This window comes from Frankia sp. Cppng1_Ct_nod, assembly GCF_920656135.1.
In the GTDB taxonomy this organism is placed as follows: domain Bacteria; phylum Actinomycetota; class Actinomycetes; order Frankiales; family Frankiaceae; genus Protofrankia; species Protofrankia meridionalis.
The window spans coordinates 26,927-42,377 of record NZ_CAKKTK010000039.1; the positions used below are offsets into that span (position 1 = coordinate 26,927).

The following is a 15,451-nucleotide window of genomic DNA, read 5'->3' on the forward strand; positions in this document are numbered from 1 at the left end:
TGGTCTTTCCATCCGCTGCCAGGGTGGTGCTCATCCTGCCCTAAAGGCTCACCATCGGTTGCACTGATGTCAACAATCAGGCTCTTGTCCGCGTTGGACTGAGTAGCCGGAATGAAATAACCTGTTCATTTTGAGCCTTCTGCAGGCCAGTGACCTGCGAAGACGCTCCCGAGGATGCATTTGTTACTTCATTACAGATCCTGAGGGGAGAGGAAAATACAGTGAAAGTTTTGATCAAATCTGTGATCCGAGATGCACCGCTGATCGGCAGATTCAGCGCGTTGGCGGTATCATCATACCGGGCCGCAAATTTCCCCGGTTCCTCCTCGTACTGGGAGCAGCGATACGCTGCGGGGGGCGATTCCGGTGTTGGTTCGTCCGGTCGACTGGCCCGCTACAAGGCAGCCGTCGTCAACGACCTCTGTCGGAAATGGGAGGTGGACTCGGTAATCGAGTGGGGATGCGGTGACGGTAAGCAACTCGATTTTCTGAAACTACCCAAATATGTCGGATTGGACGTCAGCGGGAATGCGATCGACAGGTGCCTGCAACGCCATGAGGCAGACCATGGTAAGAGTTTCTTCTATTATGATCCGCATCGTTTTGTTGATCATGCCGGGTTGTTTCGCGCCGATGTCGCTCTTTCGCTTGATGTGATCTATCATCTTGTTGAGGATGTGGTGTTCGACGGATATATGGACCGTCTTTTTGTGAGCGCCCGAAAATATGTGATCATTTATTCGTCGAATAGTGATGACCTGCGACGGGGTGCGCCACATGTGCGCGATCGACAGTTCACTCACTGGGTCGAACAGAATCGGCCTGACTGGGAGCTGTTCGAGGTCAGGGAAAATCGCCATCCATACAACGGGGATGAGAGCGTCAGTTCGCACGCCAACTTCTACTGTTATAGGCCGGGCGTGGTCGGCTCATGACAGGAACAGGTGGGAAAGCTGGACTGAGTGAGGTAGGCCGCTGGCTGGTCCGGGTTTCGAGGCAGAGACGGGGTCGACGGGGCTTCCGTCGGACACTTTCGCCGTCCGCCAGCGCGTGTGCGCTGTGCTGCCACGGGGTCCGGTTTCGCCAGCGGCCCCCTTTCGAGTCGGGTAGGTCGCCGGCGAGGTGCCCTGGGTAGGGTCCTTTTCCGGCTCTCCGCATTGGATTAGTAGGTATGTCTGATCGCCTACCCGCCGCGATCTCCGGGTGGTGACGGAGCGTGGCCGGTTTGGGTGTGGGAGGAGAGGCGCACCCGCCCACTGAAATGATCGCTTTTACCACAGAAAAGATCATCGGGCGGACGGGTACGTGTGTTTCAGGGTATGGGCTGTGTGCTGGGCGGGCTGCTGGGGCTGCCGGCCGGTGTCGAGGTCGAGCTGGTCGAGCGGGAGGCGGACGGGTCGTTCACCGTGCATGTGCGCACGGCGGCGGGGGTCGCGGCGTGCTGCCCCCGGTGCGGGGCGCCGTCGGGCCGGGTCCGGGGCGTCGCGGGGCAGACGGTGGCCCATCTGGCGGTGACGCCGGTGGCGGTGATCTGGCACAAGCACCGGTGGCAGTGTGGCAGCGAGGGCTGTGACCAGCGTGTTTTCCCGAGGGCGGGCCGCTTGGCGGTCCGGGGCGGGACGGTGTCGCTGCCGGGCATGGAGACGGTGGGCCACCTGGTCGGGGACTGGCTCGTGCCCGTGAGCGTGGCCGCGGCGGCAGCCGGGGTCAGTTGGCACACCGCGCACGACGGCTTCGTCAGGATCGCCGAGGCCGCGGGGATCACGGTCACCGACCCGGCCACCCAGGCCACGGCCGGCGAGGCGGCAGCGGACGGACCCTGCACCGCCGGCACGGCCGAGCCGGGTGCCGACGACGCCGCCAACGGCGGGGACAGTGGTGATGCCGGCGGTCAGAACGCCGATGGGCAGCGCGTGGGCCGTGTGTCGCGGTCGGTATCCGGGCCGCTGCCAGACGTGGAGGTGCTCGGGATCGACGACCACCGCCGCGGCCGGCCTCGCTACCACAAGGACCCGGTCAGTGGCCGCTGGGTCGAGGACGCCGACCGGTGGCAGACCGGGTTCTTCGACTCGAGCGGCGGCCACAGCCTGCTCGGCGCCGTCGAGGGCCGGACCGCCCGAGCCACCGCCGACTGGATCAGGTCCCAGCCCGCCGCCTGGCGCGCCAGGATCCGGGCCGTCACGATCGACGTGTCGACCGTCTACAAGTCCGCGATCCGCGACGCGCTCCCGCACGCGCTCCCGCACGCGCTGATCGCCGCCGATCCGTTCCACGTCGCCCACCTGGACATCAAGGTGATCGGGAACGTGCGCCGGCGGGTCACCCACGCCCTGCGCGGCCGGCGCGGCCGCGCCACGGACCCCGAATACACGATCAAGAGGGTGCTCGTCCGGAACCCGCGCAGGCTCTCCTGCCAGGCCAAAGACAAGATCCTGACCACCCTGGCCGACCTCGGCGGCGAGGCCGGCTTCGCGATCGGCACCGCCTGGCGCGCGACGGACCTCCTACTCGACCTGCTCGCACTCTCCCCGACCCGCACCGGCCGGACGACCACCCGCACCGACATCGACAGGGCACTGACGAGGTTCTTCGAGTACTGCGCCACCACCGGCGCGACCGTCCCTGAGGTCGTCACCCTCGCCGAGACGATCTCGGACTGGCGCGTCGAGATCACAAACTCGATCTTGTATGGGCTGTCCAATGCCGCAGCCGAGGGAGTCAACCGGTTGATCAAACTGGTCTACCGGACAGCCTTCGGCCTGACCAACGTCGCCAACCAGCAGCGCCGCGCCCGCTACACCGTCTCCCGCTCCACCCGCCCCGACTGGCTACACCCCGTAAGCACCTACGCAAAGCCTGCGTAATCAGCCCACTACACATGCCAATCCGGTGCGGAGAGTAGTGCCCCGGCGTTTTTGCGGATTAGCAGCCTAGTTTCATGATTGCGTGGAGTGGGCGTTCGGGGTTGCGGGCGTGGTGGCGGATCGCGGTAGCGATGGTGGTATGGCCGGTGAGGCGCAGGATGGTGAGGGCGAGGTTGCGCAGGCTGGCCATGACCTGGGGGGCGTTACCGGTGCGGGATTGGTGGTGGTCCTCGTCGTAGGTCAGGTCGCGAATCCAGTGGAGCTGGTTCTCCACGGACCAGCGTCGGCGGCCCACTCGGCGATCGCGGTGAACGAGCGGGCTTCTGCCAGCACCGCGCACGTCGCCAACGTCAGTAGCACCGGTAACCCGTAGCGGCGCCCGCGGCACCCGCGTGGATCGGCAAGCCGGGTGAACACCTTCAGCAGACCGGCCGGGAACGCCGGCGGCGGCACCGTGTCGATGATCGAGGCGGCCGGCTGATCCAAAACAGGATCGCAGGCGGATAATGGCGCGGCGGGCATGGCACCCCAGGGACGATCAGGCTGGCGTAGGAACCTCCATGATCATCTAAGTGTCATGCCCGTCCCACGTCAGGGCCCGATGCCCTGCAGACACCCACACCCCACCCTCACCGCAACCCCTCAACACGAACTATGAACCGCTTCCCAGCAAAAATACCGGGGCACTGGGCACGGACCTGTCCCTGCATTCCCAGACGGATCTCGATAGAGTGGCCGCGGAGCTGAATGGCAGGCCCCGCGAGACGTTGGGAAAGCCGATAGAAATGTTCAACGACTTGCTGGAACGGCATGTGTCGCCATGACCGCTTGATTCCGCCAGCCTTCGTCACTTTCCCGGGACTCGAAGATCTACGCTGTCCATCGTTCACGGGATTTCGTTGTGAACTTTCACCACGATTCCAACCACCTGCTGGCACGCGGCTCGTCGGGCCATGGTTCGTTCGACCTGGGCATCGGGCTCATACCGTCGACAAGTCCGTGAACCGCCAGCCGCGTCCGGATCAGACTGCGCCGCTTCACCAGATCCGCCACCAGAGTCCGTACAAGCAAAACGGCACCGATGCGGAAGCCAGCGGCAACATGGCGTAGGCGGCCACCGTGCAGACGAACAAGCCACAGCCTGTTACGGATGGCGTAATACAGGAAGCCGTTTGACGGGATGGTGGACCCGCCGAGATGCCAGGCTCTGTTTGAGAATGTGATAACCACCCGCCAGCCGGCCCGGCGAACGCGCAGACAGAAGTCGACGTCCTCGCCACCGAGAAAGAAGCGCCGGTCGAAACCGACCTCTTTGTAACAAGATGCCTTGATGAACATCACCGCTCCGGTGACCCACGCTGCATCCACGGCCCCGGTTCCTGTTCTATGAATTCGGGGTTCCATCACGATGTTGCTGATGGTACCAAGGCCGGACTGCAGCCCGTTATCGTTGTAAAGCGCCGGAGCCACGACCCCGATGTCCCCGGCCGAGAGCAACACTAGGCAGGCTTCGACGGTCTCCCGACTTAGTCTTACATCATTGTTCAGAAGAATGTACGTTTTGTAGCCGGGATGTTCGCAGACAGCCGTGTCGAATGCACCCGCGAAGCCGAGGTTTCGGTGCGGTACCAGCCATTTCACGCTCGCTTCGAGACTTTCCGGGCGGGGAATCCGATTGTTGGCTACGACAACGACTTCGGAGACATGCTCACACCGGGTGAGCCAACCAGCCAACTCGACGCTTGGCTGGGCTGGTCCCCAGTGTACGATCACGGCCGCGACTGAGCGCCCCTGCCTGGTTTTCACTGACTTCCCTCGCTCCTTTGACGCCGGTACCTGCCAGCTCCACCAAGATCGAGTATTGGATCGTCGAGTGCTGCGCGGTCCTAAATTCTTCGATGCCCCGCCAACATTCATTCTGCGCCGAAGAAGTCAGTAGGGAAATATTGCCATTTCGAGCCATTGGCAAAGCGTCAAACGTGTTTTTGGTGGCCTTATGCATGCTGCCGTCGAGGGGGTTGCATATAATATCCTCCTTGGATGGGGCCTGCGGGCATCGGATCGACGTTCTGGGTGAGCACCACCTTGATGGAGGCTGCTCGTCCAAGCCGGCCGATTAGTCTGGAGCTCGGTTCTCCTCTTTTCCCGACGCGGTAGATCCGGTGGACTATCCGTCGACTGAGTGGCTGGTGATCCGATACTTTGGCGTCCTGTGGCACCGGCGCTTCTACCCGGGGCGGGTGCTTTGCCGAATATGCACTGCGCAGATAGTCGCGTATAGCGACGACGAAACCTATCGGTGTCTCCAAGGGGAGTTCGCTCGTCCAGACCCGGTTGATGGTCAGACCCGAGACGGCCGCTGCCGCCGACATTCCCGCTGCGGTCGGGAATGCGACGTGGTCCACCTCCTTGAACATTGACCACCATGTGCCGACGACCTGGGGCACGATGCAGGCGGCGTTGGATGTCGAGATGAAGATGCTGCCGGTCGGTGTCAGCCGTGCACAAAGGTCGTGCAGAAATCCGCGTATATCATGAACATGCTCGAGAACATTGACCGCAATGATCGTATCGAATTTCAGGTCCGGTGGAAGGTTCGAAAGCGCGGGGACGACGGTGGTGATCCCCCATGCTTGCGTGATGTACGCACGGTGTGCCGGATTTGTCTCCACGCCCCATATCTGTCGCCCGGCATTCTTGGCTGCGGCGAGGACGTGACCGGCTCCGGGGCCGATCTCCAGTACGGTGGATCCGGCCAGCCCGATTGTCTGCCAGACGTCCGCCCGTGCCTGGTCACCGGAAGCGCTCACGCTGCGTGGAATCAGCGTGGACTGCTCCTCCGCCTTTTGGTGGAGATTTTCGAATTCCGCTGTCGAGATGTTCCGGAAGAGCGAACGACATGTACGGCATCGGGCCCAGATCGCAGTGTTGCGGCGACCAAAAGTTCTGGCACCATGACGACCACAGAACGGACACTCTCTCTCGATCACGAATCTACCCCGTATGATGTATCGGATCTGTTCACCTTGCTGTCCGGGCTCATGCGCCGGTCTGGATGCTCCGCGGGAATGGCGAGTGTCGTCCAGGGAGCCGCGTCGACCGAAGGTCGAGTGCCGATGGTCTGGTCGCCGTCGAAGATCTGGTAGTCATGCTCGCGGAGTACCGTCGTCACGGTGGCGGTGTTTTCCGCGGCAACCTCGCAGATAATGATCGGTCGCACGTCGGACAGGAGCTGTGCACCCCCTTCGAGTACCAGGTGCTCCGCGCCCTCCACATCGATCTTGACAATGTCCGGAGCCGCGAAGTATTCGAGCAGGAGGTCGAGGGAAACTGTGGGGACTACCTGAACGGCGCGAACACCACCGGTCTGAGAACTACCGAGTCCCTCTATGTGATTGGTTGCGCGGTTTCGCGACGCGATGCAGAATCTGGTCACACCTGAAGCTGCGGTCACCGCTGCCGGCAGAATGTCGATAGCCGCGCGTGGACCGGGCAGCCGGGAGGACCGACGTAGTAGTTCGACCATCACGGTGTCGGGCTCAACAGCGAGTACGCTTCCAGTGGCACCGGCTGCCGTCGCGGATGCGAAGGTGAAAAGCCCGGTGTTGGCGCCGATGTCCCACACCGCGCTGCCCGTCTGGACAAGATCGTAGGCAAGTCCGAGCAGAACCGGATCGATGTCGTCGAGTCTTGGCCACAGGTACTTCAGGCCTGCCTCGGAGGACACATATATCTGTGTCTGTTTGAAGGGTGTGGGCAGACGGCGCCGGAGCACCATCCGGTGGGACACACGTTCGGCGATGGATCTGGGTGTGAGCCACGTCGTGGTCGGATAACGGGTCTGACTTATCATTTTGAGGTCCCGCCTGTTTTTGCTGCCAGCGTGCCGATGTTGGGCCGCGTGGCGGGTGCATGGGCGCGGGGAGGCTGCGCCGGCGTCTTCCTCGTGTATCCACAGCGGGCCAGATGGTGCCAGTCCATGCGTGCTCCTGTTCTCGGGTATAGGGTCCGTTTTCGATGAGGTTTCAGCCCGACTGCCCGTCGTCCTCTCTACGCGGGTCTCCATGGTCACCTGTTCCGATGGCTGCCACGGTCCAATATTGTTGATTTTTATCCTGCCGCTGTAGTTCCACCTGTGGTGGAAGACGGTGAACGATACCTCGCCGAGGCACCCAGTTTTTCATTCGTAGTGCGTGTCTTTCGATTGCAAACCAGCTGGCTGTGGCGAGGGCCACCGATCCAGCTGTGAACAAGGAGAAGTACACAAGTGCGCCGTGATACTGTACTCCGTAAAGCGCCATGAGTTGCTGCATGGGCGACGAATAGATATACAGACCGTAGGAGAGGTCGTTCTTCGCCCCGATCCGGTGGAACGGGAGCCGAATTCCCAACCACAGGCAGAGGTACGCGAGCGGCACTGGCATAATCAGATGTGGTTCGGCTAGGAACATCGAGCCCGTCACGAGTAGCGCGGCTACCGCGGCGAGCCAGCCGGACACGGGCACGCGATTGCCATAAAGGAAAAAAAACGAGCCGCTAAGGAACAGCGGGCCGAGTCGGAGGGTGCCATCCGCGAACGAGCTACCGAGTAGACCGCTGGCAAAGTCCGGCGCAAGCCGGTGTACAACCAGAGCAGCCCACATGATAGCGGTCAGTAGGACGACGACGGACCGGCGTCGCTGGAGCACGCCCACCAGCCCGAGAACTGCTATGCCGAGGTAGCATAGCAGTTCCCACCACAATGACCACAGCGCGCCATTCCAGGCACCTGGTTGCGTGGAGTACTTCGCGGGCAGGCTACCACCGACAGGGGTGCCCGCCACATCATAGAACTTTATATGGAGTGTGCTGTTGCCGACGATATACTGAAGCGGACCATGCCTTGCGCTCATAAAGCCGTGCAGTGAGCCATGGGCATGCAGCCATCCCAGCGGCGCGAAGAATCCGGCAACAACGACAAGGCAGACCCAGAAAGCGGGGTAAATTCGCAGGAACCGATGCCACAGGAAACGCGTGGTACTACCCATCCGTGCGTTGCTGCGGGTGACGAGGAACCCGCTGATGACAAAGAACCCGTCGACGGCGAGGGCGCTGACGTCGTAATGTCCAAGCCGAAGAAGGCCGAACTCGCCCAGAGACCAGCCATGAGATGTCATGACGACCATGGCCAGGATCAGCCGCAGGAAGTTGAGGCTATTGTCCGGGCCGAAACCGGTCGCAACCGTGGACTTTCGTGGTCGGCGGGAGGGCGTCGAGGAGCGCCGGCCCGACATAGTATGTGCGTTCACGGTCTCCTACTCGGGTGACGGGCAGACGAGTGGTGTTCAGCCCTGCTTCGCGGTATGGCAGGTGTCCCCTCGTCAGATCTGCTGCGGCCACGAAACGCTGGACTGATCGTTGTTGGCGCATGTGATCGTGAGTGGTGTGGAGCCGGAGATGTCCGCGAATTTTCTGATCAGTAACTCGTTTGGTGTGGACTCTTCCGGATGATCATACCCGTGATTGGCATAGCTGGCATGTGATAACTCCTGATAACTGCTTTCAGCATGTCGAGTATGGCCCAGTGTAAACGAATGGTGTTCCTCCGTCGTCGCTACACGCGGAGAAAGAGCCCGAGGGGTCTGGATCTGTCATATGGAGACTCTGGGACAGGGTCGGCTGGAATCCGGTGTGTCCTGAGAAGAACGGCATGAAGTCTAATCGTATTCCCGATCGGCCCAGCGCCGTTATTTGACGCGTTCCGTTTCGCCGGCGTCGACGAATGGCGTTTTCCTGGCTTTCGCTCGGTGCTGAGGATGGAGTCGAAGTAGTTCACGCGGTCGAACGACCTGCCTTACCGGCCCTGGCGGGCCATATTACTGGGAAGAGCCGTAGATGTGTCTTCATCGCTCTTCATCGCTCTTCATCGCTCTTCATCGCTCTTCATCGCTCTTCATCGGTTTGCTGACGGATGCGTTGCTCCCGTGGGGTCGGCACTGTTGGCGGACGAAGGGTGGATGTTGTTCAGACGGGACGCTGGATCGACTGAGGGTGCCGCCGGTCGTGCCCGCCTGTTCGCGCTGAGACGGGGCGCCGGTATGGCTGATACCGGTGGGCTGCCCTGGTTGCGGACGAACCATCGCGGCGTCCAGGATTTCAGTTGTTGGGCAGGTCGTTCGATGAACATCCAGCTGCCCGTGGCGAGGATGAGCGATCCGGAGGCACAGGTGACGTAGTAAACCGCCATACCATGGCGATGAACTCCGTAGACCGCCATGAGCTGCTGGAAGGGGAATGAGTAAATATAGAGGCCATAGGTGATGTCGCGGGTTGTCCCGATTCTCCGAAAAGGAAGACGTAGACCTAGCCAGATGACCAGATAGGCGAAGGGTGGATCGGAAACTATCCGCGGCTCGCTGATCAACGTGGAGCCAGCGACAGCGAGCATTGAAAGAACGGCGAGGAGCCGGGATAGGAACACCCGCTCGCGATAGAGGAACAGGAGTGCGCCGAGGAGGAACAGCAGGACGAACCGAGTCGTACCAAGGGCTCGCTGACCGCCGAATTCACGGCTGGCGAAACCCGGGGCGAGCCAATGGACGACGAGTACGCACCACACTCCCGCTGCGGCCAGCACGACAATGTATCGGCGGCTCGGCCGGAGGATGCCGAGCAGGCCGAGTACGGCGAGCCCGAGATAGCACTGAAAGTCCCACCACATTGTCCACAACGAACCGTCCCAGGCTTGGGAAAGGCCTGAGCCCGGCTTGGGGAAGGGCACACCATGCGGTGTTCCGGAGATATCGGACATTCGTATTCGAAGTCCGCTGTTCTGTAGGATGTACTGGATCGGGCCATGCGGACCAGAGTTCAAATAGCCGTCCAACGACCCACGGTCGTGCAGCCACGCGAGTGGCGCGAAAACGCCGGCAATGACGATCAGACATACCCAGAAAGCCGGAAATATCCGTAGAAATCGGTGCCAGAGGAAGCGTCCCGCGGTGTCGGTCCTACTCCAGCTATAGGTAACCAGGAAACCGCTGATGACGAAGAATCCGTCAACTGTCAGTACGCCTGGATTGAAGCGGTTGACCTCGAGCTGGCCGAAACCACCAAGCGTCCATGCGTGGTAGACCACGATGATCCAGGCAAGCGTCAGCCTAACGAGCGAAAGGCTGTTGTCCCGTGGGTCGAAGACAGAGGCGATCGTCGCCCTCTCAGGTGTGCGACGCAAAATATCTCTCCAATTTAGGAGGAACACCTCAGAGCGTGAAATCCACCGTCGTTCGCGGTATCCGTAGCAGGTGGTACCGGTGGGATATCGATTGAATCGGGTGCTGGTGCCAGATTTCCTCCTGATCCACCCGGGAGGGCTTCGGGTCGACCCAGCAGGTAGATCATCTTTTCGTACCAGGCCCGGTGTATGCAGAACGCGAGGCCCTGCCAGCCATCCCGCCAGCCACTTCGGAACAGGTACATGTAGACAAAGATTGCCAGTGCCTTGAAAGGCACCAGGGGAAACACGATATCCCGGGCGATGGTCCTCGGTAGCGGTCGTGTGCTCTCTTCGGAGCCGCCGGCCAGCACCTGTTTTAGCCGCCGGAACGGCGGAACGAGTGCGGCCCGGCGACCTGCCTCCAACTCTGCATACGTGACGTGCTTGTGTAGCCAGCAGGTCAATCCCTTGCTGTCCTCGTCGACCAAATCGCACGCCAGGCGCAGCATTGTTCCTTTCACCGAGGCACGTTCACTGAACTGATCGGTGGTGGCAAACGAACTGAACCGCCGGTCAAGCAGGCGAGCCTGCCAGCTGTTGGAATACCAGCCACAGTGGGCGATCCACCGTCCGAGAAAGAAGAATCGGCGCCGGTGGATATAGGCCACGCAGTTCTCCCGTCCGACCCGGGCTGCGATCTCGTTGGCGAGGTCGGTCGGAATCCATTCGTCGGCGTCAAGAAAGTAGACCCAGTCGTGTTGGACGCCGGGATTACGCATCGCCCACTCGCGTTGACCCGCGAAACCGCGCCAGGGTTCCTCCCACACGGTGGCGCCCTGTGCGCGGGCGATCTGCTGGGTTCCGTCGGTGGAACCCGAGTCGACCACCACCACCTGTCGGCACCATCCGACTGACCGGACAGCTCGAGCGATGTCATGACATTCATCACGTGCCAGGATAATTGCGGTTACCGGCACTGAACGCGGCGGTGGCGCTGATGGGATCGTTGTCCCGTACGGCGGTGCCAGCGACCGAGTCGTTCCGCGGGTACGGATCATCGGGCGGCCTCCGTTACTGCAAACATCCACGGTGTCGTCGAACCGCCGTAACGGATGAGCACCAATGTGTGGTCGATCGCCGGGCGGTCGGGGCCGGCGCGCCATGTCATGACAGCTCCTGAAGCTTGAACAGCCAGCGGAAGTAGGGGTCACGCTCGAAGGGCCTTGAGATGGCGGGGGGGAGGGTGGTGGTCAGCGCGCGGCCAAGCGCGATGGCGATCTCCTCAGGGTTTTCCCGGGCATAACCGATCAGGGCATCACCGGCGACTTCCCGATTGTGTGCGATGTCGAGTGCGACGACAGGCCGTCTTTCGACCTGCGCCTCGGCCAGTGGATAGCCGAACGATTCACACCGGGTTGGATACAGAATCGCCGTGCTGCGTGCCCGGTGCCGAGCCAGCGCATCGGTGTCGAGGCGCCCGATGAAGGTCAGATGGCGGGTGCTGCGCAACCCCGCACGGACTCGTTCCTCCTCGGTCGCCGTCACGAGCACACGAGGGGGAGTTGGGTAATAGGTGGCCACCCTCGCCACCGCTTCGTCGATGATCAATAGTAGGCTTCCCATGTCCTTGTACGGCGCGAACAGCACCGGACACAGCACTAGGCCGACTTCACGACATTTGGTAGAGCGTGCATGTGATATCGGTGTCACCGGGTGGGGTCGCACCACGAGCCGCGATCGCAGCCTCGGCGCGGCCATCCCCACTCGCTCGGCCATTATCGAGGTCGGTACGACTATGACGTCCGCCCTAGCCGCCGCTTGCCGCACCACGGGTATCTGCAGCCGAAGGGAGCGGGGCAGAAAACGCGCCGCGGGCTCGTCGGGTGTGAGGAAATGCAATGCATTGCGCAGCAACACCCAGCGCTCGCCTCGGCTCGCGATGAAACCGACGTTGTTCAGCGCCACGAGTCGATGCCGGGTGGATGGCCGTTCCCTGCGGACGAGCCAGAAGGGAGTGACCGATCGGCCGCGGCCGATCACCTCGACCTCACCGGCCGCGCGCCCGGCAAGGAAGATGTCAAGTTCATCGAGGTAACGCCGGGCGCCGCCCATGTGGGCTCCTGCACAGTCGACCAGCACGGCGTGACCAGTGATTGCGTGAGGTCGAATATTTGTGATTGTCATGGGATTGTTTCCGAAATGCCTTGGGCTGCTCGGTCCAAGGCCAGTGTGAGGTCAAGTGTCGCCGCAAGTTGATCGGGACGCTCCCCGGACCCGTGGGCGACCACGGCCCGGAAGATTTTCTCGTACATCGTTCGATAGGTGTGCAGCCGGTTCACCGAACGTCGCCGGATGATCCGGCGGTCGTCCTCACAGATGTACTTACGGCCGTCTACGATTCTGGCGACCCGGTTGGCCGTGCGAACCTCGGTGTACTCGCGCAGCCCGAGCCGAGAACCGCCTTCGCTGGTGAGTGTCATCGAGAAGGTCGCGTCGTTCTCCAGCTCTACGTACAGATGGATCAGATCGACCTGGGCGCGGCAGGCTTGTACCGTTCGGACCTTGGTGAAGTCGTTGAGCGAGAGGAAGTGGTCGATCCAGTGGCAGCCGTTCGAGACAACCCGGGACCGCGAGGCCGGCCAACGGTACCAGTGACGGGCCGGCAGCCGTTCCTCGTAGACGACCGTCACGTAGGTCATAGGGCGGCCGGCTCCCAAGTTTAGATCCCTTCGCAGCCAGCGGTCGAACGGAGCATATCTGCGCTGGAAGCAGGCGAACAGCCGGCCGCCGTCTGCGACCGCGTCCACTATGGCAGTGGCCTCGTCCTCGGTGGTGGCGAGCGGCTTCTCCACCACGACGACCCGACCGGCAGCCATCCCCGCGACGGCGAGCGGGGCATGGGTGTGGTGGAAACCCGCGATCAAGTCGATGTCATGCGGGGGTCGGTCGACTTCCTCTCTGGGCACAGGCGAGGTGTCCCACGAGTGGTCCCACCGGGACCGATTCCCTGGTGCCAGGGGCCCGATCTGGAGGGGGTCGATCTCGTGGACCCGCACCACGTCCACGTACCGATGGGCATGGGGGAGGACCTGAGTCTTCGCGTAATTGCCGTAGCCGAACAGCACGGCCGTGGGGCGGCCCTGACGTGGAGCAGGCGGGGTGGATCCGGTGTGCTCGCGGATCGGGGTTCCCACGGGGAGGCATTGGGACGGCTCCTGACGAGCGGTCATGTCCTCGAGCCAGGCGACTAGTGCGTCCACCGTCTCCGCAGGTGGTGTGTCGCCGGCGAACGGCGACCAGCCCGCGAGTTGGCGGATCGAGCCAGGCGGCGGACTCGACACGGACTGCCAGTACCGAATCGCCCGCGGTAGAACGCCTGCATCCGGGTATCCTTTCCAAGGGCGGAGCAGGCAACGGTGCAGCACCACTCGTTCCATGCACGCCGGGTGCCGGGGAGCCACAAAGGCGACCGGTGCTCCATCCGAGAACTTGTCCGTTTGTTGACCGGATAGGACGTGCCCGGCGCCGACACAGAGGTAACGGACGTTCCGGTGCCGTTCGGCGCGGCGGCTTACCACCTTGCGGGCCGTGGCGGTGGGACCGAACTCGCGAACATACGTGCCGAGCGTCCGGGGACTTGCCTCCCGCACGAAGTAGAGGCCATCGACGGGCAGTACACGGATCCATTGGGAGGGAGCGATCCGGCAGCTGTCGGGTAGCACCGTCTCGTCCAGGAAGCCGTCGACCCATCCGTCACTGCTCAGGACTCGCATGGCCGCCCGTCCGCGGGTCGAGTTGCCGGCGCGGGGCGCCTCCTGCCTCTGCCAAGGACCGGTTCCTTCATCTGACTGTCCCCTCGATACGGTCGGACGGCATGGGCGGCTGGGCGGTCCCGTCGGGTGTACGGGCTCGAGGCTAATTGTCGAGCGGCAGCGCATCGACCACAGCAACGGACGGGATGGTCCGCGTGGCCGGCTGTCCGCCTGCCCAGGCGGACAGCCGCACTCTTCCAGTCCATGGATGCACCTGCTCTCGAGTGCCGCTCCGTTGGATACTAAGGGTAGCAAGAGAGATACCCTTAGTATCCAACACGTGGTGTGTTCGGCGCGTCCATGCCGTCGATCTGATGTACTGCTCGAGCACAATGTGTGATGTGAAGAGCTCTATATGTGATGTTCGGGGAGGTGGGGGTGACCGGAGCGAGGACGCGCTGCTGCTCGCACCCTCGTTGGGACTCGGAGGCGGTATCGAGCGGTACCTGGCCGCGGTTGAAGGGGCACTCAACCGGTCGGGTGTCCGGGTGCGTCGGGTGGACCTGCTCACTCCGGGGTGCCGACCTACACCCGCGGCGAAGGCGGCCTTTGCCTCCCGAGCGCTCGTCGCTGCCCGTCAATATGCGCCCGTCCGGTGCCTGCTGGTCGGACATCCCGGCCTCGTACCGGTCGCGGTACCGGTGGCGGCCCTGGCTCGACCAGATCGCTCGTTCATCGCATTTCATGGCACCGACATCTGGGGCACTCCGGCGCTGCGCCGGACGCTGCTTGCCTGGGCGTCGCGGGCGCGCCCCCTGACAGTCAGCAGCTTCAGCGCAGGCGCCTTGTTGTCTTTCGGTGTCCCGGTGGTACTGCCGCCCGGCATCGATCCGCTCTGGCGCCAGATCCTGCAGGAGACCCCACGGCGCGCCGGCGCGGACCGCCCACCGGTCGTGCTGACGGTCTTCCGACTGTCGGCCTGGCGGGGGAAGGGCCTGCCCGAGTTGGCAGAAGCGATTCAGCATGTCCGCGAGAGGCTCGGCGAGGTGCGTCTCGTCGTGGCGGGGCAGGGACCGGCACCTTCCGATCTTGTGCGATTGTTGGCTCGCGTCGACAACGCCGAGCTGCGTGTGTCGCCGTCCGATGTGGAGCTGGCCGAGCTCTACGCGGACGCAGACCTGTTCACCCTGTGTACTCGGACCCGGGTCCGGCCTCCGTGCACCGGAGAAGGCTTCGGTATCGTGCTGGTCGAAGCCCAACTTGCGGGCTGTCCGGTCGTCGCGCCGTTCTCCGGCGGCTCTGCTGATGCCCATATCGCCGGGATAACCGGTTGGTCGCCTGCGGACGAGTCTGCGGACGCTCTCGCCGCGTTGGTACTACGGCTGTTGTCCGATCGTGGGGGCCTTGCCGAGGCTGGTCGGAGGGCCCGGGCGTGGGCGCGAATGGCGACCGAGCCTGACGCCTACGCCGAGCGGGCCGGGCAGCTGCTTCTCGGGGTAATTAATTCCTAGTACTACAGCAACACCTGTCGGCGTGTCGGCGGCAACACGCCGACGGCACGCTCGACGCGAACCAAAGATCGTTTACGTAAGCGCAGGTCACCGCGTCAGCACATTGATTGATCATCATGACTGTTGCTG

At 62.8% G+C, this 15,451-nt stretch carries 13 protein-coding genes; 3 read left to right on the plus strand and 10 right to left on the minus strand.

What is annotated here, in order from left to right; all coding sequences use genetic code 11:
- The first annotated feature begins 149 nt into the window (after positions 1–149).
- Positions 150–935, plus strand: a complete 786-nt coding sequence (locus NBW77_RS12900; RefSeq protein ID WP_131746277.1) for a class I SAM-dependent methyltransferase — start codon at positions 150–152, stop codon at positions 933–935.
- 372 nt (positions 936–1,307) lie between these two features.
- A complete protein-coding gene (locus tag NBW77_RS12905) occupies positions 1,308–2,864 on the plus strand; it encodes a transposase (RefSeq protein WP_242605740.1) in 1,557 nt (518 codons plus the stop codon).
- A gap of 58 nt (positions 2,865–2,922) precedes the next feature.
- On the opposite strand, the gene NBW77_RS12910 is transcribed toward NBW77_RS12905, so the two are convergent.
- The 10 genes from NBW77_RS12910 to NBW77_RS12960 form a co-directional block, all read right to left on the minus strand.
- Positions 2,923–3,138, minus strand: a complete 216-nt coding sequence (locus NBW77_RS12910) for a hypothetical protein (RefSeq protein WP_242605741.1) — start codon at positions 3,136–3,138, stop codon at positions 2,923–2,925.
- Positions 3,105–3,350 (minus strand): transposase family protein, encoded by a 246-nt coding sequence (locus NBW77_RS12915; protein WP_250279751.1) that lies wholly within the window; start codon positions 3,348–3,350, stop codon positions 3,105–3,107. Before NBW77_RS12915 ends, NBW77_RS12910 begins: the two co-directional genes overlap by 34 nt.
- Positions 3,351–3,773: 423 nt before the next feature.
- Positions 3,774–4,670, minus strand: coding sequence for a glycosyltransferase family 2 protein (locus NBW77_RS12925; RefSeq protein WP_242605742.1), 897 nt, complete (start codon positions 4,668–4,670; stop codon positions 3,774–3,776).
- Between the two features lie 188 nt (positions 4,671–4,858).
- Positions 4,859–5,674, minus strand: coding sequence for a class I SAM-dependent methyltransferase (locus NBW77_RS12930; RefSeq protein ID WP_165485990.1), 816 nt, complete (start codon positions 5,672–5,674; stop codon positions 4,859–4,861).
- Between the two features lie 176 nt (positions 5,675–5,850).
- Positions 5,851–6,591, minus strand: coding sequence for an FkbM family methyltransferase (locus tag NBW77_RS12935; protein WP_250279752.1), 741 nt, complete (start codon positions 6,589–6,591; stop codon positions 5,851–5,853).
- 298 nt (positions 6,592–6,889) lie between these two features.
- Positions 6,890–8,152 (minus strand): acyltransferase family protein, encoded by a 1,263-nt coding sequence (locus NBW77_RS12940; RefSeq protein WP_131746282.1) that lies wholly within the window; start codon positions 8,150–8,152, stop codon positions 6,890–6,892.
- Positions 8,153–8,796: 644 nt separating this feature from the next.
- Positions 8,797–10,077 carry an acyltransferase family protein gene (locus tag NBW77_RS12945; protein ID WP_250279753.1) on the minus strand — a complete coding sequence of 427 codons (1,281 nt, stop codon included), beginning with the start codon at positions 10,075–10,077 and terminating at the stop codon, positions 8,797–8,799.
- Between the two features lie 14 nt (positions 10,078–10,091).
- Positions 10,092–11,117: a glycosyltransferase family 2 protein gene (locus NBW77_RS12950; protein ID WP_131746283.1), complete on the minus strand. Its 1,026-nt coding sequence runs from the start codon at positions 11,115–11,117 to the stop codon at positions 10,092–10,094.
- A gap of 106 nt (positions 11,118–11,223) precedes the next feature.
- Positions 11,224–12,171: a glycosyltransferase gene (locus NBW77_RS12955; protein ID WP_250279754.1), complete on the minus strand. Its 948-nt coding sequence runs from the start codon at positions 12,169–12,171 to the stop codon at positions 11,224–11,226.
- A 68-nt stretch (positions 12,172–12,239) separates the two neighbouring features.
- Complete coding sequence (locus NBW77_RS12960; RefSeq protein ID WP_250279755.1) at positions 12,240–13,400, minus strand: Gfo/Idh/MocA family protein; 1,161 nt, start codon at positions 13,398–13,400, stop codon at positions 12,240–12,242.
- 812 nt (positions 13,401–14,212) lie between these two features.
- On the opposite strand from NBW77_RS12960, the gene NBW77_RS12965 reads away from it, so the two are divergent.
- Entirely contained in the window at positions 14,213–15,322 is a 1,110-nt protein-coding gene (locus NBW77_RS12965) for a glycosyltransferase family 4 protein (protein ID WP_165485995.1), read from the plus strand.
- The last annotated feature ends 129 nt before the right edge of the window (positions 15,323–15,451 follow it).

Coding starts and splice junctions, on each gene's coding strand:
- NBW77_RS12955 (WP_250279754.1), bottom strand. CDS start 12,171: ATGGGCGGCGCCCGGCGTTACCTCGATGAACTTGACATCTTCCTTGCC.
- NBW77_RS12950 (WP_131746283.1), bottom strand. CDS start 11,117: ATGATCCGTACCCGCGGAACGACTCGGTCGCTGGCACCGCCGTACGGG.